This is a genomic window from Butyrivibrio hungatei DSM 14810 (assembly GCF_900143205.1).
Lineage (GTDB): Bacteria > Bacillota > Clostridia > Lachnospirales > Lachnospiraceae > Butyrivibrio > Butyrivibrio hungatei.
This window is the reverse complement of record NZ_FRDH01000011.1, coordinates 13,340-38,830: the sequence shown is the minus strand read 5'-3', so window position 1 is coordinate 38,830 and position 25,491 is coordinate 13,340. Positions and strand designations below refer to the sequence as shown.

Below are 25,491 nucleotides of genomic sequence, written 5' to 3'. Positions count from 1 at the left end.
CAATTTTAATAATAGTAAGATTTTTCAAAGGAGGATTTTATTATGAAAAATCCTGTTCTCTATCGTAAACGCTTTATCCCAGATGAGTGCTTTGAATTAAAAGATGACATCATCCTAGAGCGTACAGATTCTATGATCATTACTAAATGGTCCGCTATCCGGGCAAAAGAAGATTTCTCAAGCGGATATTCATGCTATTACCTCGACCGCGGCATAAAAGTGAGCAAATTTATCAAATCTGATGGCTCACTGCATTATTGGTACTGCGATGTAGTCACCTATGACTACGATGAAGAAAAAAATATACTCTATACTATCGACCTTCTGGCAGACGTGATCATCTATCCAGACGGCAAGGTCAAAGTTGTTGACCTCGATGAATTATCAGAAGCCTTCGAAAAAGGGCTCATAGATAATACTCTTCTTAAAAAGAGTCTGCTCTCATTGAACAGACTCCTCACAGAAATCTACGATCATGGAATTGAATCGCTTACTCAGCCAATCCGAAAATATACTGACTGATATTAGTAAAATACATGTCCTCCTATAGTAGTTCCAGAAAGACCCGGAACCGGAGTTCTAAAATAAACACATGATCCGACGTTTGAATAGCCCTTCATGGCTTCATCTGCAGCCTGATAGCAGGATGCCGACGCTTTGCCATCCGCAAGGGCAAGTGCCAGTCTTCCACTGGCAACAGGTGAAAACTGCTTGTTCTGATAGATAACCCCAACAACAGTGTCAGGATATACAGAACTAAGCACCCTGTTGATAACTACTGCTCCAACGGCTACCTTGCCTTCATAAGGCTCAGCTCCTGCCTCACAGTATATAAGGTTAGCTAAAAGATATCTATCTCCTTCAGCAAAACTAACTTCTGAAATATCTCTCCAACTTGAAGAAGCTGCCAATTTGGATAATCTCATTTCCTCTGCAAGCTTAGCTTCAAGATTCTTAATGTCATTTTCCTGAGCTTTGATCTGTTCTTCCAGCTCCTCCGCCTTGGCTTCCGCATCAGAAATATCATTGGCATACTGTTTGATAGATCCTGAGGTCTGACTTACAAGCCCATTAACACGACTCTGTTCAGCCTGCTGCTTGACCTGATATTCCTCAAGCTGATCCATCTCTTCTTCTAAGGTCTTCTCTTTTTCCTCGATAAGCTTTCTAGTCTCAATATATTCCTGAAACTTCTGCCTGTCATAAGCTGATAAGCTCTCAACGTAATTGTTCTGATTAAGGAAACCTGAGAAACTCGTAGCTCCCAAAAGCATATCAAGAAGCATGAAATTCTGCTTCTCATATATGAACTGAACCCTCTTCTTCATAGAAGCATACTGCTGCTCTTCTGTTGTCCTTGCAGCTGCAAGCTCCGTCTGAGTGTTCTCGATCTCGTTTTCCTTGTCACCAATCTGCTCTTCAATCTCTGCAAGATTATTACTAACCTCTGTCAGCTGATTGTTAAGTGTATTGAGCTGTCCCTGAAGTGAAGATTTCTCCTCATTCATCTCAGCTATGTTTTCTTTGGTGTTATCAAGCTCATTCTGAGATTGTTTCTTTTTCTCTTTTGCCTCCTCAAGCTGTTGCTTGGTGGTCTGTGTAGCCATTACGGGTAATGGTCTTAGCAAAAGAGCTATAGAAACAACAAAGAGAATAGCTCCCTTAAAATATTTAATTGTTTTTCCCCTTACCCCTCTTTTTCTCATAGGCTCTGTTTATTAAATAGTAATCTTTATATTTCTACCACTAGGCTGATACTGATAATATCTTACTCCTGCCGCATCAAACATCCTCTTGGAGGCTCTTGTTGATGCAGATGAACTATACTTATCGCTATCATAAACAACAGTCTTAATTCCAGCTTGTATTATGGCTTTGGCGCATTCATTACAAGGGAAAAGAGATACATATATCTTGGAACCCACCAGGCTACCGCCGCGATAGTTTAAGATCGCATTGAGCTCACTGTGTGTCACAAAAGGATATTTGGTAGACAGCTCGTCTTCACCATCTCTTTCCCATGGGAAGTCCTCATCTGAACATCCCTTTGGAAAGCCATTATATCCCATGGAAAGAATATTATTGTCCTCACTGACGATGCAACTTCCAACCTGTGTATTAGGATCCTTGGATCTCATGGCTGCAAGCTTGGCAACACCCATAAAGTACTCATCCCATGTTATGTAATCTTCTCTCTTCATGCTGCACCCCCTGTCACATGAATATTACTTTGTTCCAAAGATTCTGTCTCCAGCATCTCCAAGACCAGGTACGATATATCCATGCTCATTGAGTCTCTCATCAAGTGATCCAACATATACGTCAACATCTGGATGTGACTCCTGCATTTCCTTGAGCCCCTCTGGAGCTGCAATGATGCAAAGGAAATGAATGTGCTTGCATCCTCTGTCCTTGAGCATCTGAATAGCTGCCACTGAAGATCCACCTGTAGCAAGCATAGGATCTACTACAAATATTTCTCTCTCTGTAATGTCAGCAGGCATCTTGCAGTAGTACTCTACTGGCTTAAGTGTCTCAGGGTCTCTGTAAAGACCAATGTGTCCAACCTTAGCAGCTGGAATAAGAGCAAGCATACCATCTACCATACCAAGACCAGCTCTTAAGATAGGAACTACGCAGAGCTTTCTTCCCTTAAGTTCCTTAACAGTTGTCTTGCAGATAGGTGTCTCTATCTCAACGTCCTGAAGCTGAAGATCTCTAGTTGCTTCATAGCAGATAAGCATAGCGATCTCGCTGATAGTCTGTCTAAAATCCTTTGTACCTGTATCTGTTCTTCTAATGTATCCAATCTTGTGCTGAATCAGTGGATGATCCATAATAACTACTTTTCCCATAGCTACCTCCTAAAAATTATTCTTCTATTTTTTTAATTCTGCGACTATGCTTTTCCATTTCTGAGAATGGTGTATCAAGGAATGTATCAACTATTTCAAGTGCCTGAACTTCGCCGATCATTCCTCCCCCCATAGCTAGCATATTCGCATCATTATGCTCTCTTGTAAGTCTTGCAGATGTCTTCTCAGAGCAAAGAGCGCATCTGATTCCCCTAACCTTATTGGCAACAATTGAGATGCCAATTCCAGTTGTGCAGATAACGATTCCTCTATCACACACTCCCTGTGCTACAGCCTCTGCAGCCGCTCTTCCAAAATCTGGATAATCACAGGAATTCTTGTCATATGTACCAAAGTCTTTGTACTCAAGTCCCCTCTCTTCGAGGTGCTTGATCACTGCCGCTTTGAGATCAAATCCGCCATGATCACTTGCTAATGCTATCATTTCTAGTACCTTCCTTATCCTATTATAATACAACTCAATTTAGAGTGTTATAACATTGTGACCTGCTGCCTTCAAAAGCCTGTTCATGATAGCCTGACCAATTCCGCTGTCATCAAAAGACTCTGAATACATGATATCTATCTGTTCATCATCAAATTCTCTAAGAACCTTGAAAAGTTCATGAGCAATAGTACTTTCATCTTCCCTATTTCCAACGCTCTTGACTACATCGGCTTCATAAAGCCCTTTTGTAGCATCTGTTCCGATAACTCCGACCTTTTTGCCTGCAGCCTTAACCTCTTTTGCCTTGGAATTGATAAAGCTCACAACCTTATCCTGATCGCCCTGTATGATAGTAAGCTCTCCCTTTGGGGCATAGTGTCTATACTTCATTCCAGGTGCCTTAGGACGCTCGGTAGATGATGAATCTATTATTGTCTTATCGATACTTATCTCACCAAGCACATCCTTTAGCATCTCCGCTGTGATATAACCTGGTCTCAAGATCATTGGAATTTCAGACGTCAGATCTACTATGGTAGATTCAAGTCCGATTCCAACCTGACCTCCATCAATTATCATCTCTATCTTGCCTGAAAGATCTTCTTCGCAATACTTGGCTAGTGTAGGACTAGGTCTTCCTGATATATTTGCGCTTGGAGCAGCTATATATCCGCCTGATGCCTCGATCAGAGCAAGTGCGATCTTGTTGTTAGGCATTCTGATGGCAACTGTATCAAGTCCACCTGTTGTCTCATAAGGCACCCTGTCATTTTTGTTCATGATCATTGTAAGAGGTCCTGGCCAAAAGGCGTTTGCCAACTTAATGGCGTTCTCTGGTACCTCTTTTACTATATCTTTGACATCCTCCATGTTTGAAACATGTACTATAAGAGGATTGTCTGATGGTCTACCCTTAGCAGCGTAGATCTTCTTGGAAGATTCGGGATTGAGGCCATCTCCTCCAAGACCATATACAGTCTCAGTAGGGAAAGCTACAAGCCCGCCTTTTTTGATGATCTCTCCGGCTCTTTTGATACCTTCCAGAGCCTTATCATCTATATTATTTTCTTTTACAACTAATACTTCTGTTTCCAATTTTTTATCCCTCGGTAAAGCCTGCAATCACATCCCACACATCACTTGTTTCCATGCCAAGTGACCACTCAGCAATTCCAGCGATGTTGTGTGCCTTCATGGAATCGATTTTCTGTCCGATGGATGTTACATCTTCATTCCAGATCTGATTGAGTGTTCCATCTGAAGATGTGTATTCACCATAATTCTGTCCTGCCTCAGCATCCCATTCCATGCTGATCTGATGATTTGCTATATATTCCTGCGCAGTCTTCATGCTGACAGCTTCACTTGAAAGGCTGCCATTTGAAGTGTGCCATATTCTAGTGTAGAAAGGCACTGCGTTGATCACCTTTGAAGCATCAACTTCTTTTAAGGTGTTAATGATACCATTTTCTACATATGACAATGAAGCAACTGAACCAGCTTCTGATGAACCAGCATAATGCTCATCATATCCCATGATAACCACATAGTCAGCTACTGTTCCCTGTTCTTCAAGATCATAATGATCATTGAAATTCATAGGTACGTAGTTATCTATTGAAAGTACGAGTCCTGCTTTGCGACATGCAATTGAAAGCTCACGGACAAGCTCTACATATGACTGTCCATCTTCTGTAGCAATAAGCTCAAAGTCAAAGTTCACTCCATCTGCGCCGCAAGCTGTTACTTCATTTATTACATTGCTGATAAAGTTGGCCCTTGCTGTTGCGCTTCCCATCATCTGTCCAGTTGATACATCGTTGCCGCTTGTAAAGTTATCTACAAGTACCCAAACTTCCATGCCCATGCTATGCGCTGTATTTACATAAGAGGACGAAGCAAAGCTCTTGATACTGCCATCTTCACTTGAAAGCTTGATCCATGTAGGAGAAATAACGTTAAGTCCCTTCGCTGATGATACTACACTTGAAAGAGTATCGTTACCAGCTGGCCCTCCAATATTATGGAAGCCAAGATTAATCTTGTGGTCTCTTGTAAGAGATGTATATTCCTCTTCTACATAGTCTGTCACTGGAATAGGACTTTTTGTTGTTATATCGCTTAACTTTTTCTTTTCAACGTAACCGATATATGAGTCCGGACTCTTAACCTTAACCCAGTTCTCCATCTCTTCAAGAACAACTACAGTATCATCCTTGTGTAGATCCTCCAAGATCTCGCTCTTAACTCCGCCGCGTATCCTAAGCTGAGTATCCTTCTTGACTGTAGCTACTTGCTGATCATCCCAGCTTGTTGTGATCTGAATATGATTAGGATCTGTATATCCGGCATATGAGAAATTAGTGAACTTCTTGACATAATCAAGGGCCACAAGAAGTGTATCGCCGTTCATCTGCGCAATAACATATCCTTCATCCCCATTTCCTCCCTCTGAGTCATACCAAGAGGTTGATCCTATCTCAGTTGTGATGATTTTGGAAGCAGTTGTATAGATAAGTCTTCCATCCTGCACTCCATAATAAAATCTATCGTTGAGATAATTCTGTACTGAATCAAAATCAAGATAATATGTTCCATCTAGGAGGAATGCTCTTTCCGCAAGCATCTCATCTCCATAGATAATTGCCACATCTGTGTCTGAAGTAATACTAAAGTAGTTGTTAAGATCAGCTCTTTCTGTACTATATGAATAGCGTTTTTGTAAAAGCTGAAGCGCATATATTCCGCCCATAATAAAAATAAGGGCGATTATAATAAGCGCTGGAATCACCTTTTTTTTCATGTTCTAGCTCCTTTACAATCGCCCTTTATTATATCATAATTCCTCATTCGTTAAAGACTTTATCGGAATTATTCACATTATGCCACTTTTTCGCTAATATCCTCTAACAATCTTGTGTATGTCCAAGGCGGGGTCCTCTTTAATTATACAATTGATGTTTTTTAAGGATTTTTATAGCCAAATATGATCTGAAGGCGGCCAAAAGGTCTTTTTATGTGACAAATCCTTGCAACAGCCTTAATTTGCTCCTTCAGATTTTGACATTATTTAATATCTGCGAGATACCTGCGCCGAATCTACTATCTTATGCCCTTAATAGCGCACAAAATATGGTATAATTAATACACAATAATAACTAAAAATTGTTAATGCTCAAAAATATGTTTGATGTTATTTAGGGGGATTTAAAAAGAAACTATTGTAAGACATTCTGTGATAGGCCACAGAAAAATTGAAAAAATAGACGTTTAAATTCCCTTATGCTATTACCGATCGCCTCCCTTCACGATTCACACATTGGAGAGGCATCTCACAAGAACCTATGTTAGCATACAAATCTTAAGAATTACCTACGAATTTTCTTAAGATTTCCTTAAGATGACATAGGCACATCAAAAAATATTAAAATATGTCGATACATCTATTGACATAGATACATGTATCACTTAGTATCTATGTATTCCAAAGTCAGGAGGTGAGCATTATGAAAATTGAAAAAGTCAATGATCACCAGATTAGATGCACTCTTACCAGAGATGACCTTGCGAAGCGCGACCTTAAAATCACTGAGCTTGCTTATGGAACTGACAAAGCCAAAGAGCTTTTTCAGGACATGATGCAGCAGGCCAATTTAGAATATGGTTTTGATGCCGAAGATACTCCTCTTATGATAGAAGCAATTCCTATCAATTCAGAATGTATTGTACTCATCATTACCAAAGTCGAGGATCCAGAAGAGTTAGATACTCGTTTTTCAAATTTCGCACCATCCGTCCACGAGGAAGATGATGACGAGGATGAAGATTACGATGACTACGAAGATGGCGACTATGATGAGGATGAAGACGAAGATGTTTCAAGCCTCTTCAAGAGACTCCAGCATAGCAACATGGCAGACTTCCTGGATTCACCTATGGGAGCTCCTTCATCTGATGCCAAGAAAGTCAAAGAAAAAACATCTGGCACTCGAAAAAAGGGACAGCCTAGCAGAAAAGGTTCGAGAATATTCTCATTTGATTCTCTTCACGAGGTTATGAGATTTTCTCATATAGTAAGCAGGAAATTCAATGGTTTGAATACACTATACAAGAATGAAGTAAGCGGTAAGTTTTATCTGATACTTCATCAGGGTGAAATAGAAGATAATATCTTCGCCAATATCTGCTCAGTTCTTACCGAGTATGGCAAAACAGAGATTGGAAGCACTGCAGAGCAGCAATATCTTGACGAGCATTACACAATAGTTATTAAAGATAACGCAGTTCAGTCTCTTTCAAAAATTTGATCATTGCAAAAAAATGGACCGGTTCTTTCGAACCGGTCCTTTTTATTTTGTTATTAGTTCTTGCCGTAGAGGCTAACGAGTTTCTCGAGATAAGCTCTGTGTTCCTTAGCATGCTCTGCAGCCTTAGCGTTAAGTTCTGCAGCTCTCTCAGGATTCTTGAGCTTAAGTGAAAGGTATCTAACCTCACCATCAAGGAAGCTCTGGAAGTCTTCTGTAGCTGGCTTAGAATCAAGTGTGAACTTGTTCTCTGCCTGAGGATTAAATCTGAACATATCCCAGTATCCTGTAGCAACAGCCTTCTTCTCTTCGTCCATAACCTTGTTCATACCAGCCTTAAGACCCTGGTTGATACATGGTGCATAAGCGATGATAAGTGAAGGTCCTGGATATGCCTCAGCTTCTTTGATTGCATTGATTGTCTGCTGCATATTTGCACCCATTGCGATCTGTGCAACATATACATAACCATAGCTCATTGCGATAGAAGCAAGATCCTTCTGCTTGATCTCTTTACCACCTGCAGCGAACTGTGCAACAGCACCTGTAGGAGTAGCCTTTGAAGACTGACCACCTGTATTTGAGTAAACCTCTGTGTTTACAACGAGAACGTTGACATCCTTACCAGATGCAAGTACGTGATCGAGACCACCGAATCCGATATCAAATGCCCATCCGTCACCACCGAAGATCCACTGTGACTTCTTAGCAGCAAAGTCTTTATTCTTAATTACATACTTAGCTGCATCTGAGCTGTCGCCCTTAAGAGCCTCAACAAGAGCCTCTGTAGCAGCTGTGTTCTCAGAGCCAACATTGAATGTATCAAGCCACTTCTGAGCAGCATCCTTAGCAGATCCGCCAGCAGCTACGATCTCTTCAACCTTCTCCTTGATTGCATCACGGAGTGCGTTCTGAGCAAGTACCATACCCATACCAAACTCTGCGTTATCCTCGAACAGTGAGTTATCCCATGCAGGACCCTGTCCCTTAGCATTTACAGTGTAAGGTGTTGATGGTGAAGAGTTACCCCAGATTGATGTACATCCTGTAGCGTTTGCAACGTACATTCTGTCACCAAAGAGCTGAGTAACGAGTTTAACATAAGGTGTCTCACCACAACCTGCGCAAGCGCCTGAGAACTCAAGGAGTGGCTGCTTGAACTGTGAGCCCTTGATTGAGCCTTCGCCGAACTTAGCAACAACGTCTTCCTTGATAGGAAGTGTTACAGCATAGTCGAAGTACTTCTGCTCATCCTTATTAGCTGCGATAGCACCCATCTTGAGTGTCTCGCCCTTGTTATTACCAGGACATACATTTGCGCAAGATCCGCAACCTGTACAGTCAAGAGCAGAAATAACAACTGAATACTTATATCCATCCATTCCAGCAAGTGGCTTTGTCTGAAGTCCTTCTGGAGCCTTAGCGATCTCATCGTCTGTAAGAGCTACTGTTCTGATTGCAGCGTGTGGACATACAAGTGAGCAGAATCCACATCCGATACATGTTGTAGCATCCCACTTAGGAACGTTAACTGCGATACCTCTCTTCTCGTATGCAGCTGATCCTGAAGGTGTAGCACCATCAACATATGGAAGACAATCAGATACCTTAAGTGTATTACCTTCCTGAGCATTAACCTTAGACTGGATGTTGTTAACGAAGTCAATAACATCCTTTCTAGAGCCTTCTGCCTTCTTGAAGTCAAGTCCTTCGTCCTTAGCATCCTTCCAAGACTCAGGGATCTCAACCTTGATAAGGTTCTTAGGATCTGCACCAGCATCAATAGCATCCCAGTTCTTCTTAACGACATCTTCACCCTTACGGCCGTATGTCTTCTGCGCTGCATCCTTCATGAACTTGATAGCATCTTCTTCAGGAATGATCTTCGTGATGTTGAAGAATGCTGACTGAAGGATTGTATTGATTCTTGTAGGTCCCATACCAACTTCAACACCGATCTTAGAACCGTTCATGATGTAGAAGTTGATCTTGTGATCGTACATGAACTTCTTAACCTGTCCAGGGATCTCAGTTTCAAGCTGATCTACTGTCCAAGGGCAGTTGAGAAGGAATGATCCACCATCAACAAGTTCCTGAACCATGTTGAACTTGCGGATGTATGAAGGGTTGTGGCAAGCTACGAAGTCAGCCTTCTTGATGAGGTAAGTTGACTTGATAGGCTTCTTACCAAATCTAAGGTGAGACATTGTAACACCACCAGACTTCTTTGAATCATAGTCAAAGTATGCCTGAGCATACATGTCTGTGTTATCACCAATGATCTTGATTGAGTTTTTGTTAGCACCAACAGTACCGTCAGCACCAAGTCCCCAGAACTTACAGTTTGTTGTTCCTTCTGGAGTTGTAACAAGAGGAGCACCTACATCAAGTGAAAGATTTGTTACATCATCCTCGATACCGATTGTGAACTCTTCCTTCTTGTCGTTATTAAATACAGCAACGATTTGTGCTGGAGTTGTATCTTTTGAACCAAGTCCATAACGTCCACAGAATACTGGAACTGACTCGAACTTTGTTCCCTTAAGAGCTGCGATAACATCAAGAGCAAGAGGCTCACGATATGATCCAGGCTCCTTAGTTCTATCAAGAACTTCGATTCTCTTAACTGATGCAGGGATAGCATCAACGAGAGCCTTAGCTGAGAATGGTCTGTAAAGTCTTACCTTTACTACACCAACCTTCTTGCCCTGCTGCTCGAGGTAATCGATTGTCTCTTCGATAGTATCATTTACAGAACCCATAGCTACGATAACTACTTCTGCATTAGGATCACCATAGTAGTTGAAGAGCTTGTAGTCTGTACCAATCTTAGCATTAACCTTGTCCATGTACTTCTGAACAATATCAGGAAGCTCATTGTAACCAGTGTTACAAGCTTCTCTTGTCTGGAAGAAGATATCAGGGTTCTGAGCTGAGCCCATCTGGCATGGATGATTTGGATTAAGAGCGTTAGCCTTGAATGCATCAATTGCATCGTGGTTAACCATCTCATCGAGATCCTTGTAATCCCAAACCTCAATCTTCTGAATTTCATGTGATGTACGGAAACCATCAAAGAAGTTAATGAAAGGAATTCTTCCTTCGATTGCTGCACAGTATGCAACAGGTGTTAAGTCCATAACCTCCTGTACGCTTGAGTCGCAAAGCATTGCAGCACCTGTCTGTCGGCAAGCATATACATCTGAGTGATCGCCGAAGATATTGAGGGCATGAGAAGCTACGCAACGAGCTGATACATTGAATACGCCAGGAAGTCTCTCACCAGCAATCTTGTAGATATCAGGGATCATAAGAAGAAGTCCCTGAGAAGCTGTGTATGTAGATGTAAGAGCACCTACTACAAGTGATCCGTGTACAGCACCTGCTGCACCGGCTTCAGACTGCATCTCTGTAATCTGAACTGTACGGCCGAAAATATTCTTCTTTCCAGCTGTTGCCCATTCATCTACATGCTCAGGCATAACAGATGATGGTGTAATCGGGTACATAGCGGCAACTTCAGTAAACGCATATGAAGCATATGCAGCTGCTTCGTTACCGTCCATGGTTTTCATGTTTCTTGCCATTTTGTTTCCTCCTACCTTTTTTATTGGATTGTTTGGCTTTTTATATTAAATTGTATAGAAAACCTTTGAAATAGCGCAAAAACTCCGGTCACACTCTTTTCCTCCCATGAAAAATCAGATGTGACGGAGACTTTTACTCTTATTCTGCCGATTTCAATAGTACCACTTAAAGCGCACTCGTGTCAATGTTTTCAAGGCTTTGGAGCCATTTTGTGTAAGCGCTTACACATATCGTTTTTACGGGTATTGTCACGCAATTTATACTTATTTAATGATTTCATCTGATAAAAGTTTTCGTTAAAAGTATTGATAAATAAGTATCAGTATTATATGATAACTTTGTATCAAAGATTGGTAACGGCAAAGCCAGTCTGTTTTTGTTACACCTATAATTCTTAAATCAAATAGTGGAAGGAGATTTATTATGGCATTCGTTATTAGTGATGGTTGCATCAGCTGCGGTTCATGCGCTGCTCAGTGCCCTGTTTCAGCTATTTCTCAGGGAGATTCACAGTATGTTATCGACGAGAACACATGCATCGATTGTGGTTCATGTGCTGCTCAGTGCCCTGTTTCAGCTATTTCTCAGGGTTGATTACACGCGACTAAAATAATAAAAAGGTGTAGTTCGAATTTATTCGAAAACTACACCTTTTTTATTTTGATCAATGTCCCTTTTCAAGGTTTGCAAACTTCGTATATTCAGGAAGCCAAAGGAGCTCTACCGTTCCAATTGGGCCGTGTCTCTGCTTGGCGATAATGATCTCGGCTACGCCCTTCTTTTCAGTATCTTTATTGTAATAATCATCTCTATAGATGAACATTACCATATCGGCATCCTGCTCAATGGCTCCAGATTCTCTAAGGTCTGAAAGCATAGGTCTGTGATCAGGTCTCTGCTCAACTGCACGAGAAAGCTGTGAAAGAGCTACTACAGGAACATTAAGCTCTCTGGCAAGAGCTTTAAGTGATCGTGAGATCTCTGATATTTCCTGCTGTCTAGATTCTGAACTCTTTCCAGATCCGCCAGACATCAGCTGCAAATAGTCGATCATGATGACCTGAAGGTCATATTCCATCTTGTACTTTCTGCACTTAGATCTAAGCTCCTGGATTGAGATACTTGGAGTATCATCAATGATCAGCTTGGAAGAACCAACTACATCAGCGCTTTCGATGAGTCGTTCCCAGTCAAGGTCTGACATATTACCAGTTCTGATATGCTGAGAATCTACATGTGATTCCATGGAAAGGAGACGGTTAACAAACTGCTCCTTTGACATTTCCAGCGAAAACATTGCAACGCACTTGTTGTCATGGAACGCCATGTGCTCTGCGATATTAAGGACAAAGGCTGTCTTACCCATAGCAGGTCTTGCAGCTATCAGAATAAGGTCAGAAGGCTGGAATCCAGCTGTATTGTAATCAAGATCAATAAATCCTGTTGAATGACCTGTTACATTACCCTTCATCTTGCTAGCTGTCTCGATTCTATTGAGGGCATTCATAACTACCTGATCGATAGGTACGAAATCGCCAGTGTTACGCTTCTGAGTGATCTGAAAGACATTTTTCTCAACATCATTAAGAATGCCTTCCATATCTTCACCACCAGCATAACAGTTATTAATTGTATCCTCGCTGACACGAATAAGCTTTCTGAGAGTAGATTTGTCTGCTACTATCTTGGCATAGTACTTAACGTTTGCAGAAGTTGGCACCGCTGAAACCAGCTCACCAATGTATTCAACACTGCTGACATTTGGTGGAACATTCTTTTCACGAAGTCTGTTCTGTAAAGTTACAACGTCAACTGCACTGCCTTCTCTATTAAGCTCTACCATAGCCTCAAAGATAGTACCAAGCTGTCTGTTATAGAAATCATCTGCAGTTACTATCTCAGCTGCTATCTCGATAGCATCTTTATCCATAAGCATAGCACCTACAACAGACTGCTCCGCTTCGAGACTGTTGGGTGCCACCCTTTTTAACAGTGTTTCATCTGCCATTTTTTACTGTTCCTTTACACTTACCTTTAATGTAGTAGTAACCTGTGGGTGTAACTTAACTGGAATCTCATATGTTCCGAATGCCTTTATTGGTTCAGGCATCTGTAATTTCTTTTTGTCGATATCAAATCCGAACTGCTGCTTGGCTGCTGTAACGATTTCCTTGGATGATACTGATCCAAAAACTCTTCCGCCCTCTCCAGCTTTCATTGTAAGCTGTACAGTCTCTTTTGCAATCTTCTCACCATATGCCTTAGCTTCATCAAGCTGCTGCTTGGCTACGATAGAATCTCTCTTTTGCTGATTCTTGAGCTCGTTTAAATTCTTCTGAGTAGCTTCTACGCCAAGGTTCTTTGGAAGAACATAGTTCTTGGCATAACCATCACTTACTTTTACTACTTCGCCTTTTTTACCAAGGCTCTTTACGTCTTCTAATAATATTACCTGCATCTATTAAAGCTCTCCTTCTTCGGTCATCTGATCGATCGTCTTTTTAACAACTTCAACTGCCTCTGCAGCTGACATGCCTTCCATCTGACATCCGGCTGAACTCATATGTCCGCCGCCGCCAAGTCTTTCCATTACGACTTGAACATTGACTTCATCAATGGATCTGGCACTTACATATACCTGATTCTGGTACTCTGTACATACAAAGCTTGCTCTTACACCTTTGATGTTCAAAAGTTCATTGGCAGCCTGAGCTCCTATTATAGTAGGACTCTGTATATCATCATTTATGAGTACTGAAATAGCATATCTGTTTTGGTAAACCTCAGCCTGGCTGACTGCATCAGCTTTAGCCTTGTATTCGTTGGCATCCTCTCTAAAGAGCTTACGTACTCTTGTAACATCAGCACCATTTCTACGAAGGAATGCTGCTGCCTCAAAGGTTCTGACACCAGTCTTGTTCATAAAGTTCTGTGTATCTACGATCATACCTGAGTAGAGTGAATCTGCCTCTTCATTCTTGATCTTGACGTTCTCACCAATGTACTGAAGGATCTCAGAAACCATCTCACATGCAGATGAAGCATAAGGCTCAACATATGAAAGTGTGGCATTCTCGATAACCTCTGTTCCAGCTCTGTGGTGATCAAGTACCACAATAGTCTTACAGAATCTAAGAAGCTCAGGACATTCTGTGATAGTTGGCTTGTTAACATCAACCACTACCAGAACTGTATTATTACCAGCAATGTCGATCGCCTGCTGGTTGTTGATGATCATATCGTCCTCATATTCCGGATTATTCTTGAACAGTTCAACAAGTGGCTGCATAGAAGTTGTAACGTCATTAAGTACGATATGGCACTTTCTATCCAGGGTTTTGGCAATCCTGTAAATACCAACAGAAGCGCCAAAGCTATCTACATCGCCCAGTCTATGACCCATTACGATAACTGAATCCTTGCCTGAAATGATCTCACGAAGGGCATGAGCCTTAACTCGTGCCTTAACTCGTGTACTCTTTTCAACCTGCTGACTCTTACCACCATAATATGAAATATTCTCAGCGCTCTTAACAACAGCCTGATCTCCGCCTCGTCCAAGAGCAAGATCAATGGCGTTTCTGGCAAATTCATAGTTCTGAGCATAGGAAAGGCCATTAAGTCCAATACCTATACTGAGGGTGACTGCCATCTCATTACCGATATTAACAGTCTTAACATCTTCAAGAAGGTCAAATCTCTGCTCTCTGAGCATCTCGCATGACTTCTTTGGCATTACAACAAAGTACTTATCTTTCTCGATCTTCTTGGCAATACCATTACATCCGGCAATATACTTATTGATCTTTCTATCAATAAGAGCAGTCAAAAGAGATCTTCTTACTTCCTCAACACTATCAAGGGCTTCTTCATAGTTATCAAGGTAGATAAGGCCTGCTGCCAGTGACTGGTTATCTACTTCCTGAATAGCAAGCTTAAGTGCAGTCTCATCAAAAAGATATACCGCAATAAGACTGCCCTCATAACCGTCAGCATCGATGATATCGCTGTTATTAGCCATCTCCTGAAGAGATATTCTCTTCATCTTGAGAGTGTAATTATTTTCCTCATAGTCGATCTCATAGGATACTTCATCATATCCTTCTGGGAACTTATCCTGAGTAATACTTGGGAAAAGAGCTGTGATATTCTTTTTAAAACCTTTTTCCTGATGGACTATTCTTTCAAAGGCTATGTTAGACCACACAACCTTGCCAGTATCATCAAGAACTGCATGGGCAAGATCAAGCTCCCTTAAAAGCTTTTTCTGGATCTGTCCATACTGCGTAGCAAAGCTAACAAGCTCATTCATGATGATAGGCCTGTTATAGAAATTCAGATAAACTACAGCCACAAAGTAAAGTGCTGTAAAAGCAAGGAGCACCAAACCAGCTGTGAAGTTCACTGTAAATATTCCTATATTTATGAAGATCAGAAGAACACCTAATATTGTGAATATAGTGAGGTATGTCTTCAGCTTTCCCTTTAATTTAACTCTGGACTTATTTGCCATGAAATCAACCTTCTTTTCATAATTAGACATTTCACTGTATAGTATACCACAGTGCCAAGTCAGTTAGCATTATCTCTTTTTATGATAAATGCAAGAAAGCATCCTGCAGCAATTATCACAAGTCCTCTGTAACAAAGCTCAAGTTTCAATCTATCGCCAGTATTTCTGTCTCTTCCAACTGCTGCGCCACGGGAGAATTCGTAGGCATCAACCTCTTCAAATTCCTCGCCATCAGGAGGTGTACCCGGTGGAGTTCCGGGAGGAGTGCCTGGCGGCGTTCCTGGTGGTGTTGGTGGTGTATCGGGCGGACTATCTGGTGGATTATCTGGTGGACTATCTGGTGGATTATCCGGTGGATTGTCAGGCGGATTATCCGGTGGATTTGGCGGTGTTGGCGGCGTTGGTGGTGTCTCGCCATTTACTATGGTGGCGATTGCCGTTGACCCGTTATATCTCACAGTTGCATTTAATTTGCCGTGTCTTGATGGATCATCATAGGCAACTGTTATTACTACTGTGACCTTTTTGGTTGTATCAACATCCTCAGTTATTGTATATGTATAGGTTCCCGGGTAGATAAAAGATATAGCTCCAAATATAACATATCCCTGTCCTCCCGCTGGAGCTGTGGTACTTGATTCAGTAACAGGTGTCGGCATAGGGATCGCAATCTCATTACCCGCAGTATCTTTTACCGGATTTCCTGATGAATCCAGCGCACTTACACCAGTTATGGTAAAGTCATAGGAATCAACTACAAGTGTAGGATCACTTAACTTTTTATATAGCTCTACTTGCACAGACGGTGCTTCGTAGTCATAAATACTACCATCCGATGTATCACCGATATATACCGTTACTTCAGGCATACCAAAAGCCTGTTCATCAGTAATAGTTGCCGTGTATTCATGTGGATTTAAAAGATATCCTGTAGGAGCAGTTTTTTCTTTAAGCTTGTAGTTTCCGGCTGGAAGTCCCTTTACTTGAAAAATACCATCAGTACTATCACTGTCCGGCTTGTATGTATTGTCATCATCTGATGAATTATCATTGATGATATAGGTCTTTCCATCTGGAAATGTCAGTTCCCAGGAGCTTCCGGTCAGAGCGTCATAGTTGGCTACGCCTTTCCTCTTTCTCCAGGAAAGAATACCAAACTGCTGGAACGTAACTGTTCCATCGCTTCCAACTCCTCCTCCAGACCAATAGGCGGTATTATTGTAGATTTTAAGGTTTGCACCATTAATTGCCTGATTCTTATCAGCACTTGAAAAATCATCCCAGCTGCTTGAACCATAGGCTTTTAACGCCAGAGCGTAGTCTGTACCGGATCCTCCCGGTTTAAAGAGCTGGTCTTCTCCATCTGTTTCAAAGGCTGGACTTATGGTTCCGGTTTCAACTTCGAATCCACTCAGGAAATTTCCACCTGTCTGCGAGTTGGCTCCTTTGTAATAGTATCCAGAAGCAGCATTTGTAGGTCTTCCATCATCCTTCCAGTAAGCTTTTGTGTAGCTAAACCACTGAGAAGCAAGTCGGATACTGGATTTTGCTGAGCCTGTCGGTTTGTTGGGGTACATAATGGCAAAGTCATCGCCGGCAGCCCCTCCAATATGCTCCTGCTCTGGCTCTGTAGCATCAGAAGCAGGGAACCAGTCTGGATGCACATAACCATCCTGCGAGGAATTAAGGTTTCCATCATGGGATAAATCTGCGTCATTTCCGAATATAGCCGCAAATCCAAGAGTGTTGAAATCACCTATTCCGGATGGGCACAGCCACAGGCCTCCTCCAAAATGTCCCGCGTTATTACCATATACAGCTGTCTTTCCAAAATATGTATTAGAGTTTTCTTCAGAATATATAGCGCCGCCCAGCTTGTATGCTATATTATCATGAAAAGAGCCTTTGAAGATCTTATTATCCTCACCATGATTTATGAATATTGCTCCACCAAAGCTTCTAATGGCTTTATTATTCATAAATTCCCCGCCAGCAATCACAAGACCGCCATTTGTCCAGATGGCGCCGCCTCCAAAACTCACATGATTGCCAACATCAGTGATTGGTCTAAAGCCTCCTTCATCTATACCATCTGCACTTTCGTTGGATATACCCGCCATATTATTTGAAAATGTTCCTCCAGTAATTGTCAGCTTTCCTGGAAGTGTCTGAGATGGATCAGTAACGTTAAAATTTGTCCATTTGCCAGATAAAATGGCACCGCCATTCTCCGCTTTATTGTATTGGAAGATTCCACCTTTGATCTCTAGTTCAGCGCTGTCATAGACATGCATAACGCCGCCTTCTCCACCGATGTTATACTGGAAAGTTCCGCTAGTTACTGTAACTTTCGCACTATCTTTTATCTCAATTGGAGAATATTCATAGTTATTGGCGTCTCCAGATTTTGTGCAATCAAAATATTCCACAGTAACACCACTAAAGGTAACCTCTGTACCACTTCCGCTGATCCTAAATAACCTCGGGGTATCTCCAGTACTATGAGCGCTGTCACCATCTATGTCTCCAGACAAAGTTCCACCCGAAAATGTCAGCTCTTTTCCTGATATAGTTATAATGTCATTGATTAAAAGAGTGCCAGAAATGCTGATGGTATCGCCAGAGCTTGCGTTTGTGATGGCATTTTTTAACGCATCTGTGTCAGTATCCGCATCCCCAGAACCAGTAACGGTTACGGTAGCTGCAAAAACGGTGACACTTCCCCTATCAAGCCCAAAGCATGACGATATCAATAGAAATATGATAAGTAAAAGGCTTTTTAGCCTACGTTTCTTTTCCCCCATAGCGCCTCGCAATATATATTGTCTAAAACAAAACACAATATCATGTATATATTTTAACGCCATAACGCTATATGTGCAAATTTGCAATAAAAAAAGACACTTTTTTAGATAATTACAAAAGTGTCTTTTTGCTATTCATTATTCTTTTACACCACCAATGGTAAGACCTGTAACGAAGTATCTTTGCAGGAACGGGTACAAACATACGATAGGTAGCATGGTTGCAACTGTAACTGCTGCACGGATAGTGATAGGTGTAATGGTGTTCGCACCATTCTTAGCATTTTCTGCACTACCACTCTGCTGCATTACTGATGAAAGAAGCTTCATAAGCTCGTACTGAAGTGTTGTATATTCAGTCTTCATACGGTTATAGAGCATTGCATCGAACCATGAATTCCACTGCCATACAGCAATGAAAAGAGCTACTGTAGCATATACAGGCTTACTAAGAGGTGAAATGATGTCCTTGAATATTACCCAATATCCTGCACCATCAAGCTGTGCTGATTCCTCCAAGCTCTCTGGAATTCCTTCCATGTAGGTTCTCATAACCAGCATGTTGAATGCACTGATCATTCCAGGAATCCAGTATACATGGAATGTTCCGGTAAGGCCAAGGTTTTTGTACAACAGAAAGACAGGAATCATTCCACCATTTACATACATTGTTATAACCCAAAACAGAGAAAGCTGTGACTTAAACAGGAATCTCTTTCTACTAACCACAAATGCAAGAAGGGCATTTGCAAAAAGAGATGTAACGGTAGCGATCACTGTTCTAAGTACTGTGATCTTAGCGCCAACCCAGATGTTCTGCATTGCAAATACTGTCTGGTAGTTCTTCATAGAAAACTTACGTGGTATTAAATAAATTCCTCCTCTTACAGCATCGATACCATCATTAAATGACAGCGCTACTGTATTAAGAACAGGGTATAGTGTTACTACTACGAAAATAGCCAGGAACAATACGACAAATATCTCGAATATGACGTCGCTGACAGGTTTTCTTACTTTGTATTCATTCTCATTCATCGTCTCGCCCCTCCTTTAGAATAGTCTCTGCTCGCTGTATTTCTTGGCTATGGCGTTGGCTATAACGATGATCGCAATACTTACAGCGCTCTTAAACAATCCTGCAGCTGTACCAAGAGAGTAATCGTTCTGTGAAATACCCCACTTCAGAACGTAAATATCGATTGTCTGCGATACTGACTGTACGAGTCCGTTTCCAAGCAAATACTGAACTTCAAAACCTGCATTTAATACGTTACCTACATTCATGAGAAGAAGGATCATAAATGTTGGCTTGATGCCTGGGAACGTAATATATTTTATCTTTTGTAATCTGTCTGCGCCATCGATAGAAGCCGCTTCATACAACGAAGGATCGATAGCTGTGATGGCTGCCAGATAGATTATTGCATTCCATCCTGTCTCTTTCCAGCAGTGAGCAAATGCTACGATTGGCCAGAAATATTTAGGATGGGCAAAAAAGTTGATTGCCTGATCAATAATTCCAAATCTCATGAGCAGATCGTTTACAATACCTGTTGATGACAATGATACATGAAGAATACTGGTAACAACGATCCATGAAAGGAAATGTGGAAGATATGATATTGTCTGAATAGGCTTTTTGATCCATGCCTTCCTAACTTCATTTAATATAATTGCAAAAAGAACTGCCATTATGGTTGTAGCAACGAGGTTGATAACACCCATTGCAAAGGTATTTCTGATGACTTTGATAAATACTTCATCTTCAAATAAGAATCTAAACTTATCCAGTCCAACAAATTTGGATCCAAGTAGTCCATTCTTTGGCTTATAATTCTGAAAAGCCATGATCCAGCCAGTCAAAGGCCAGTAGTAGAATATGATACCGTACACAACAACAGCGAGCGATACAACCATCAGAAAGCTCTGGCGCTTCATCTCTTTAAGTGTGGCCTTCATATCCATTTTTTTATGCGTTTTATTGCGGGCCATAAACTCTCTCCTATTGCTCTTTTCTCAAGGAATTTAACTGTTTTTCTTAAGAAAAAGGCAGCAACATTGTCTGTGGCGCAGTTGCTGCCTTTTAATGATCCTACACAAGGAAGTTCGACTCTCGCTATCGCTCGATCGAACTAAGTAGTACACTAGACTCGAAAATACCTCGTCAAGTGATTACTTAAATGTATCAAGAATTTCCTGCATCTCTCCAAGGAAGTCCTCTGGCTTACATGCATTGTATGCATCCATGTACTCAGCCCATCCCTGCTCGAAGTCCTTAGCCATAACAACCTTTGGAAGCCACTCGTGTTTGCACTCACCCATCTTAGCCCAAGCTACACCACCAGGTGTCTCTGTTGTGAAGTTGTTTGAGTATGAATACATTGGGAACCAAGGTCCGTTTGTCTCTACTACAGAATTGATCATCTGAGGATATGTTGTTACTCCATAAGCATCGAAGCATGCCTTAAGAGGAGCTGCCATATCGATCATAAACTCTGAAGGCTGTTCTTCTGGCTTGTTAGCGTTCTTTCCATCATCAGATGTTCCACCCCACTGTGGGAAGTATGAATACTGGCATCTGTGAGAAGCCTGATAAGAAGTATCTGCCCACTGTAATCTCTGCTCATCTGTACGATAGTATAATCCGTTGTCATCAACCTGGTAATCTACGCCTTCAACACCCCAGAATCTGAGATCATGAAGTTCCTGATCCATAGCGCAATCAACGATGAACTTAAATGCCTTTTCAGGATCCTTACAATCCTTTGTGATAGCGATACCAGAAGCCTGGTTTACTGTGTCATCATATGTATGCCATCTGTTTTCCATGCCAGCCTTTGTTGTAAGTCCTAAAGGTACATAGTTGCATCCCTTAGCATCAAGGCCTGTCTGCTTGTATGAATCGTTAACTGTGTTAGCAAAATCCCACCACTGGTCAACCATACCAAGAACACGTCCAGTTGAAAGCTTAGCGATGTACTCATCATATGTCTGTGTAAATGATTCAGGATCTACAAAGCCCTTGTTGTACTCTTCGTTGAGCTTCTTGAAATATGCGATTGTATCCTCTGATGTGTTGTAATCCTTGATTGTCATATCTGTCTTATCAACGATTACAGAACCATCATTTGGATATCCTGCAAGGAACTGTCCTGCATTCTCAAGACAGAAATATCTCCAGTCTTCGCAAAGGATAGTATATGCAATGTTTTCTGTTCCATCATCCATTGTTGGATTAGCTGCAATGTAGTCTTCAAGAAGCTGGAAGTACTGGTCTAATGTCTCAATCTTAGGATATCCAGCCCACTCAAGAACTCTTACCTGGATCCAGAATGCTTCATCATTGTGAGTTGTCTGCTTTGATTCACCCTTTGTGTTTCCGAATGGGTTGATCCAGTAGATATGTCCATCTGGCTGACGGAATTTCTCCCACTCTTCTTCTGTGAACCACGCATTCTTGAACTCAGGATACTTATCGATGTAATCATCAAGAGGAACCAGTGCATCTGCGTCGATAAGAAGATTCATTTCGTCTGAGTCGATGAAATCAGGATACTCGCCGCCTGCAATAAGTGTACCTGTAGCCTCTGATGCTGTCTGGCCTGTAAGCCATGTTTCTTTTACCTTAACCCCATACTTGTCTGCGATCATCTGAGCGATCTCGTTGTCGTCATTGATCTCTGATCCAGGCATTGTGATGAACATTGTAAACTCAGTTACATCGCCTGATCCTGCATCAGTTGAATCACTGCCAGTCTCTGTTGATGCTGTTGTGTCTCCACCTGATGTTGTGCCTTCTGATGCGTTGCCACAACCTGCGACAACAGATGCCATCATCAAGACACTCAACAATAGTGATGCTGCTTTTTTGAATTTCATTGTAATCCTCCCATTTTTTATTTGCCCCCCATAAAGGGCATACCATCTGTTACTTTTTAGTCTAATACCGACTCCTTTTCTTTTCCCCCTACAAAGTCAAAAAGATAACAGGACAAATTCTAGTGATTTGTCCTGTCAATTTATTCTTCTGTCTGACCATTTCCATTTTTTCTGTATTTTGACGGTGTACAGCCTTTAATTGATATAAATTTATTGATAAAATAGTCAGTATCGTGATATCCAACCTCTTCAGCTATGCAGCCTATCTTTTCATCAGTCTTGATAAGCATAGTAGCTGCCTTATTTATTCTGACCATGTTCAGATATTCTCTAAAAGACATACCATATTGCTTACGAAATAGCTGTCCCAAATAAGAACTGTTCACATAGTATTTTGCTGCAAAATCCTTAAGCGTTATATTCTGTGCATAATTGACATCAAGTTCTTTTTCTATGTCATGAAGAACGCCCTTTGAAACTGTGCCTCGAAGGCTTGCCAGATACCCCGCATATTCACTGGCAAACTGTTTTAAGTGAAGTATAGTTCCCATTTCTGTGCCACTCATTAAGATATTATCCGAGATGTACATCATGACAACTTCCTGGTCAATGCTCTTATCAAGCTCTACAGCCAAGTGAAGAAGCCTGAAAACAAGGTAGTTCTTGTTCACATCAAGAGCTTTTTTAGAAAGAGCTGTTCCATCTCCGCCCATTTTTATAAAGAGCTCGTCAATATTCTTGTTGATCACATCTTTGTCATTGTGCTCTATTCCTGATATTATTCCATCAAGTTCATCCTTAAAAAGAGCTGTTGCAGCCTCGGACTTATCTTTCTTCTCATAATCTGCAAGATCTCCGCCCTGGGTAGCTTTTTTCTTATTCTTAACCTTTTCAATAACCTCTATGAGTCCATCGGCACTTACTGGCTTTAGCAGATAGTCGAGAGCCTCGTATTTAATAGCCGTCTGCGCATACTGAAAGTCATTGTAACCACTTAATATCACAAAATAAGCAGAGGATAATCCTTCCTCGCGGGCCGTTTGTAACAGCTCAATGCCTGTCATTACTGGCATCTTGATATCTGTGATCACAAGGTCTATATCGCCCTGCTTTAGATACTCAAAAGCCTCTTCGCCATTGGAAGCCTTGGCAACTATCATACAGCCGTATTTTTCCCAATCAATGAGAACTGATAATCCTTCCAAAATGAATGGTTCATCATCTACCAGCATCACTCTTATCATCGCTTATTTTCAGCCTGTCTGTGGGAACTGTTATGGTGATATAAGTTCCAACGCCTTTCTCACTTTCAAGACTAAAGACAGCCGCATTGTCTGTACTCATGCGAAGTCTTAAACATGCATTCAAAATACCGACATGAGAGCCTTTCTTTACATCTTCAAAAGTGCAATTATTCATCCTGTCATTAAGATACACAACATCTTCATCAAGCATTCCGCTTCCGGTATCCTCTATCTCCATGACAAGTTTATCTTCATTTCTATATACCCTCACATATATGTAGCAGGCCGCAGTTTTTCCTTCCATACCATGCACACAAGAATTCTCAACGAACGTTACCAGTGTGAGCTTTGGCACCAGGAAGTCCTTGCAGTCTTCTCTTAAGCTGATATCAAATTTAAGCTTTTCTCCAAATCGATACTTTTGAAGCTCAAGATATGACTTTATGAAATTTACTTCATCTTCTATCGTAGATCTATCTGTAGACCAGCTTACATTCTGCCTTATGAGGACCGCAAGCTTCTCAATCATGGAAGCGGTCTCTCTTTCACTCTTTATTACACTTCGCATCCTTATGTTTTCAAGCATATTGAACAAGAAATGCGGATTGATCTGGGAATGAAGTGCCGAAAGCTCAGCGTTCTGCCTTGCAAGTTCAATTTCCTGTCGTTCCAGCTTGGCGGTATAATTGGTCCTTATAAGGGTATTCAGTCTCTCGACCATTCGGTTATACCCTCTTATCAAAAGGCCTATCTCGTCATCGCCAGGATTTTCCTCATCAATTCCTTTGTTATTATCAATATCCGCTTCATCAAAGGCCTTTGAAATTCTATAAAGTCTCACAGCAAAAGATCTGTTGATAAACCAGATCACTATAATAGGCGCCAGGAGGTTAAATATTATGAGCAGTACTATCAAAGAAGCATGATCATTAAACACCTTTTTAAAGCTTGTTCCGTTTCCTGATACGATGATTCTTAAGTTTCTGCCGTATATATCCCACGGTACTTCAAGTCCAATGTTGACATCATCGCCCAAAGTCTCATAATCCACATTGATACTTTTCTGGAGCGGACTTGATAACAATATTCTGTCACCTTCGCACAGATATACAGAATACTCATATGTCATGGCTTTCATCTTGCGCTGAAGTACGCTAAAATCAAGGTCCACATACACCATCATATCCCTATCGTACCAGGAATAATTGTCCAGCATTCGTATGACTGCCACTTTCTTTTTATTGGATATATTTTTGATAGCATCATCTGGATAATAGAAAAAGACTATTATCGAGTTTTTGGATGCCAAAAGATCTCCCCATTTAATGTACTTAATATCTTTGATGTTACAGAAATTTCCACCGTTGACTATTCCCGGATTGTCACTACAGAGAATGATGCTACTAAGAACAGATTCTTTACCACCATCAAGCGGCTTGATCTTACTATCAATGATCTTCAGTCTTTTTTCAAAGAAGTCATACTCTGATTCAAAATCATCATCCAGGAATTTATAGACGTCTTCATCCAGATATATCTTATTGATTGCTGTAACTGCTTCGTCAAAAGAGCTATTGACCAAGTACCTTACTGAGTCTGCCACGCTTCTCATTCGGTACTCCTCTTCTCTTTTCTCATAGTGCTCCAGGAGTCCAAATACAATACTGTCAGTTAATATAAGCGGTATCACCATGCATATCACATAAACTAATATCAGCTTATTTCTGATACTTAAGCCATTGAGCAATCCATAAATATAGTCAGTAATCTTTTTAGAATGCATATTTTAGTCCCCTATGCCTTGCCAGGCATTACTTTTGCCATACTCCCCATTTACAGCAACTATTTTAACA

General features: G+C 41.1%; 19 protein-coding genes. 3 read left to right on the top strand and 16 right to left on the bottom strand.

The window, feature by feature from the left end:
* Window positions 1-42 precede the first annotated feature (42 nt).
* A complete protein-coding gene (locus BUA02_RS12555) occupies window positions 43-522 on the top strand; it encodes a ribonuclease FAU-1 family protein (RefSeq protein ID WP_072704709.1) in 480 nt (159 codons plus the stop codon).
* Between the two features lie 2 nt (window positions 523-524).
* Here BUA02_RS12555 and BUA02_RS12550 read toward each other — a convergent pair whose 3' ends face one another.
* The 6 genes from BUA02_RS12550 to BUA02_RS12525 are packed head-to-tail and all read right to left on the bottom strand — an operon-like array spanning window position 525 to window position 6,106.
* Window positions 525-1,706, bottom strand: a complete 1,182-nt coding sequence (locus tag BUA02_RS12550) for a cell wall hydrolase (protein ID WP_072704706.1) — start codon at window positions 1,704-1,706, stop codon at window positions 525-527.
* Between the two features lie 12 nt (window positions 1,707-1,718).
* A complete protein-coding gene (locus BUA02_RS12545; RefSeq protein ID WP_071177144.1) occupies window positions 1,719-2,201 on the bottom strand; it encodes a deoxycytidylate deaminase in 483 nt (160 codons plus the stop codon).
* A gap of 24 nt (window positions 2,202-2,225) precedes the next feature.
* Window positions 2,226-2,855 carry a uracil phosphoribosyltransferase gene (gene upp / locus BUA02_RS12540; protein WP_071177145.1) on the bottom strand — a complete coding sequence of 210 codons (630 nt, stop codon included), beginning with the start codon at window positions 2,853-2,855 and terminating at the stop codon, window positions 2,226-2,228.
* 16 nt (window positions 2,856-2,871) lie between these two features.
* Window positions 2,872-3,300, bottom strand: a complete 429-nt coding sequence (rpiB, locus tag BUA02_RS12535) for a ribose 5-phosphate isomerase B (RefSeq protein WP_071177146.1) — start codon at window positions 3,298-3,300, stop codon at window positions 2,872-2,874.
* 39 nt (window positions 3,301-3,339) lie between these two features.
* Entirely contained in the window at window positions 3,340-4,398 is a 1,059-nt protein-coding gene (locus tag BUA02_RS12530) for an L-threonylcarbamoyladenylate synthase (protein WP_072704703.1), read from the bottom strand.
* A gap of 4 nt (window positions 4,399-4,402) precedes the next feature.
* Complete coding sequence (locus BUA02_RS12525; RefSeq protein ID WP_072704700.1) at window positions 4,403-6,106, bottom strand: glycosyl hydrolase family 18 protein; 1,704 nt, start codon at window positions 6,104-6,106, stop codon at window positions 4,403-4,405.
* A gap of 703 nt (window positions 6,107-6,809) precedes the next feature.
* Between BUA02_RS12525 and BUA02_RS12520 the strand changes: the two genes are divergently transcribed.
* Entirely contained in the window at window positions 6,810-7,610 is an 801-nt protein-coding gene (locus tag BUA02_RS12520) for an adaptor protein MecA (RefSeq protein ID WP_072704697.1), read from the top strand.
* A gap of 53 nt (window positions 7,611-7,663) precedes the next feature.
* Here the strand turns inward: BUA02_RS12520 and nifJ are convergent, their stop codons facing one another.
* Window positions 7,664-11,194 (bottom strand): pyruvate:ferredoxin (flavodoxin) oxidoreductase, encoded by a 3,531-nt coding sequence (gene nifJ, locus BUA02_RS12515; RefSeq protein WP_072704694.1) that lies wholly within the window; start codon window positions 11,192-11,194, stop codon window positions 7,664-7,666.
* Between the two features lie 424 nt (window positions 11,195-11,618).
* On the opposite strand from nifJ, the gene BUA02_RS12510 reads away from it, so the two are divergent.
* Entirely contained in the window at window positions 11,619-11,789 is a 171-nt protein-coding gene (locus BUA02_RS12510) for a DUF362 domain-containing protein (protein ID WP_072704690.1), read from the top strand.
* A gap of 70 nt (window positions 11,790-11,859) precedes the next feature.
* On the opposite strand, the gene dnaB is transcribed toward BUA02_RS12510, so the two are convergent.
* From dnaB to BUA02_RS12465, 9 genes are all read right to left on the bottom strand, one after another.
* Window positions 11,860-13,203 carry a replicative DNA helicase gene (gene dnaB / locus BUA02_RS12505; RefSeq protein ID WP_071177151.1) on the bottom strand — a complete coding sequence of 448 codons (1,344 nt, stop codon included), beginning with the start codon at window positions 13,201-13,203 and terminating at the stop codon, window positions 11,860-11,862.
* Window positions 13,204-13,206: 3 nt separating this feature from the next.
* Window positions 13,207-13,653 carry a 50S ribosomal protein L9 gene (gene rplI / locus BUA02_RS12500; protein WP_071177152.1) on the bottom strand — a complete coding sequence of 149 codons (447 nt, stop codon included), beginning with the start codon at window positions 13,651-13,653 and terminating at the stop codon, window positions 13,207-13,209.
* A 3-nt stretch (window positions 13,654-13,656) separates the two neighbouring features.
* On the bottom strand, window positions 13,657-15,708 hold the full coding sequence (locus BUA02_RS12495; RefSeq protein ID WP_072704687.1) for a DHH family phosphoesterase: 2,052 nt from the start codon (window positions 15,706-15,708) through the stop codon (window positions 13,657-13,659).
* 59 nt (window positions 15,709-15,767) lie between these two features.
* Window positions 15,768-18,512, bottom strand: a complete 2,745-nt coding sequence (locus BUA02_RS12490; protein ID WP_072704684.1) for a SpaA isopeptide-forming pilin-related protein — start codon at window positions 18,510-18,512, stop codon at window positions 15,768-15,770.
* Between the two features lie 138 nt (window positions 18,513-18,650).
* Window positions 18,651-19,550 (bottom strand): carbohydrate ABC transporter permease, encoded by a 900-nt coding sequence (locus BUA02_RS12485; protein WP_071177155.1) that lies wholly within the window; start codon window positions 19,548-19,550, stop codon window positions 18,651-18,653.
* A gap of 15 nt (window positions 19,551-19,565) precedes the next feature.
* The gene (locus tag BUA02_RS12480; protein WP_071177156.1) at window positions 19,566-20,507 is read right to left on the bottom strand and encodes an ABC transporter permease; all 942 of its coding nucleotides are present in this window, start codon (window positions 20,505-20,507) and stop codon (window positions 19,566-19,568) included.
* Between the two features lie 180 nt (window positions 20,508-20,687).
* The gene (locus BUA02_RS12475) at window positions 20,688-22,394 is read right to left on the bottom strand and encodes a type 2 periplasmic-binding domain-containing protein (RefSeq protein WP_072704681.1); all 1,707 of its coding nucleotides are present in this window, start codon (window positions 22,392-22,394) and stop codon (window positions 20,688-20,690) included.
* Window positions 22,395-22,534: 140 nt separating this feature from the next.
* Entirely contained in the window at window positions 22,535-23,638 is a 1,104-nt protein-coding gene (locus tag BUA02_RS12470; protein ID WP_072704678.1) for a response regulator transcription factor, read from the bottom strand.
* Window positions 23,613-25,421, bottom strand: coding sequence for a sensor histidine kinase (locus tag BUA02_RS12465; RefSeq protein WP_072704675.1), 1,809 nt, complete (start codon window positions 25,419-25,421; stop codon window positions 23,613-23,615). The genes BUA02_RS12470 and BUA02_RS12465 overlap by 26 nt, the downstream gene beginning before the upstream one ends.
* Window positions 25,422-25,491: the final 70 nt, after the last annotated feature.

What these genes read in the sequence shown, in the direction of transcription:
- BUA02_RS12490 (WP_072704684.1), bottom strand. Translation starts at nt 18,512, where the DNA reads ATGGGGGAAAAGAAACGTAGGCTAAAAAGCCTTTTACTTATCATATTT.
- BUA02_RS12550 (WP_072704706.1), bottom strand. Translation starts at nt 1,706, where the DNA reads ATGAGAAAAAGAGGGGTAAGGGGAAAAACAATTAAATATTTTAAGGGA.
- rplI (WP_071177152.1), bottom strand. Translation starts at nt 13,653, where the DNA reads ATGCAGGTAATATTATTAGAAGACGTAAAGAGCCTTGGTAAAAAAGGC.
- BUA02_RS12470 (WP_072704678.1), bottom strand. Translation starts at nt 23,638, where the DNA reads ATGATAAGAGTGATGCTGGTAGATGATGAACCATTCATTTTGGAAGGA.
- BUA02_RS12485 (WP_071177155.1), bottom strand. Translation starts at nt 19,550, where the DNA reads ATGAATGAGAATGAATACAAAGTAAGAAAACCTGTCAGCGACGTCATA.
- BUA02_RS12520 (WP_072704697.1), top strand. Translation starts at nt 6,810, where the DNA reads ATGAAAATTGAAAAAGTCAATGATCACCAGATTAGATGCACTCTTACC.
- BUA02_RS12480 (WP_071177156.1), bottom strand. Translation starts at nt 20,507, where the DNA reads ATGGCCCGCAATAAAACGCATAAAAAAATGGATATGAAGGCCACACTT.
- BUA02_RS12465 (WP_072704675.1), bottom strand. Translation starts at nt 25,421, where the DNA reads ATGCATTCTAAAAAGATTACTGACTATATTTATGGATTGCTCAATGGC.
- BUA02_RS12475 (WP_072704681.1), bottom strand. Translation starts at nt 22,394, where the DNA reads ATGAAATTCAAAAAAGCAGCATCACTATTGTTGAGTGTCTTGATGATG.
- BUA02_RS12510 (WP_072704690.1), top strand. Translation starts at nt 11,619, where the DNA reads ATGGCATTCGTTATTAGTGATGGTTGCATCAGCTGCGGTTCATGCGCT.
- nifJ (WP_072704694.1), bottom strand. Translation starts at nt 11,194, where the DNA reads ATGGCAAGAAACATGAAAACCATGGACGGTAACGAAGCAGCTGCATAT.
- BUA02_RS12525 (WP_072704700.1), bottom strand. Translation starts at nt 6,106, where the DNA reads ATGAAAAAAAAGGTGATTCCAGCGCTTATTATAATCGCCCTTATTTTT.
- upp (WP_071177145.1), bottom strand. Translation starts at nt 2,855, where the DNA reads ATGGGAAAAGTAGTTATTATGGATCATCCACTGATTCAGCACAAGATT.
- BUA02_RS12495 (WP_072704687.1), bottom strand. Translation starts at nt 15,708, where the DNA reads ATGGCAAATAAGTCCAGAGTTAAATTAAAGGGAAAGCTGAAGACATAC.
- BUA02_RS12545 (WP_071177144.1), bottom strand. Translation starts at nt 2,201, where the DNA reads ATGAAGAGAGAAGATTACATAACATGGGATGAGTACTTTATGGGTGTT.
- rpiB (WP_071177146.1), bottom strand. Translation starts at nt 3,300, where the DNA reads ATGATAGCATTAGCAAGTGATCATGGCGGATTTGATCTCAAAGCGGCA.
- BUA02_RS12555 (WP_072704709.1), top strand. Translation starts at nt 43, where the DNA reads ATGAAAAATCCTGTTCTCTATCGTAAACGCTTTATCCCAGATGAGTGC.
- dnaB (WP_071177151.1), bottom strand. Translation starts at nt 13,203, where the DNA reads ATGGCAGATGAAACACTGTTAAAAAGGGTGGCACCCAACAGTCTCGAA.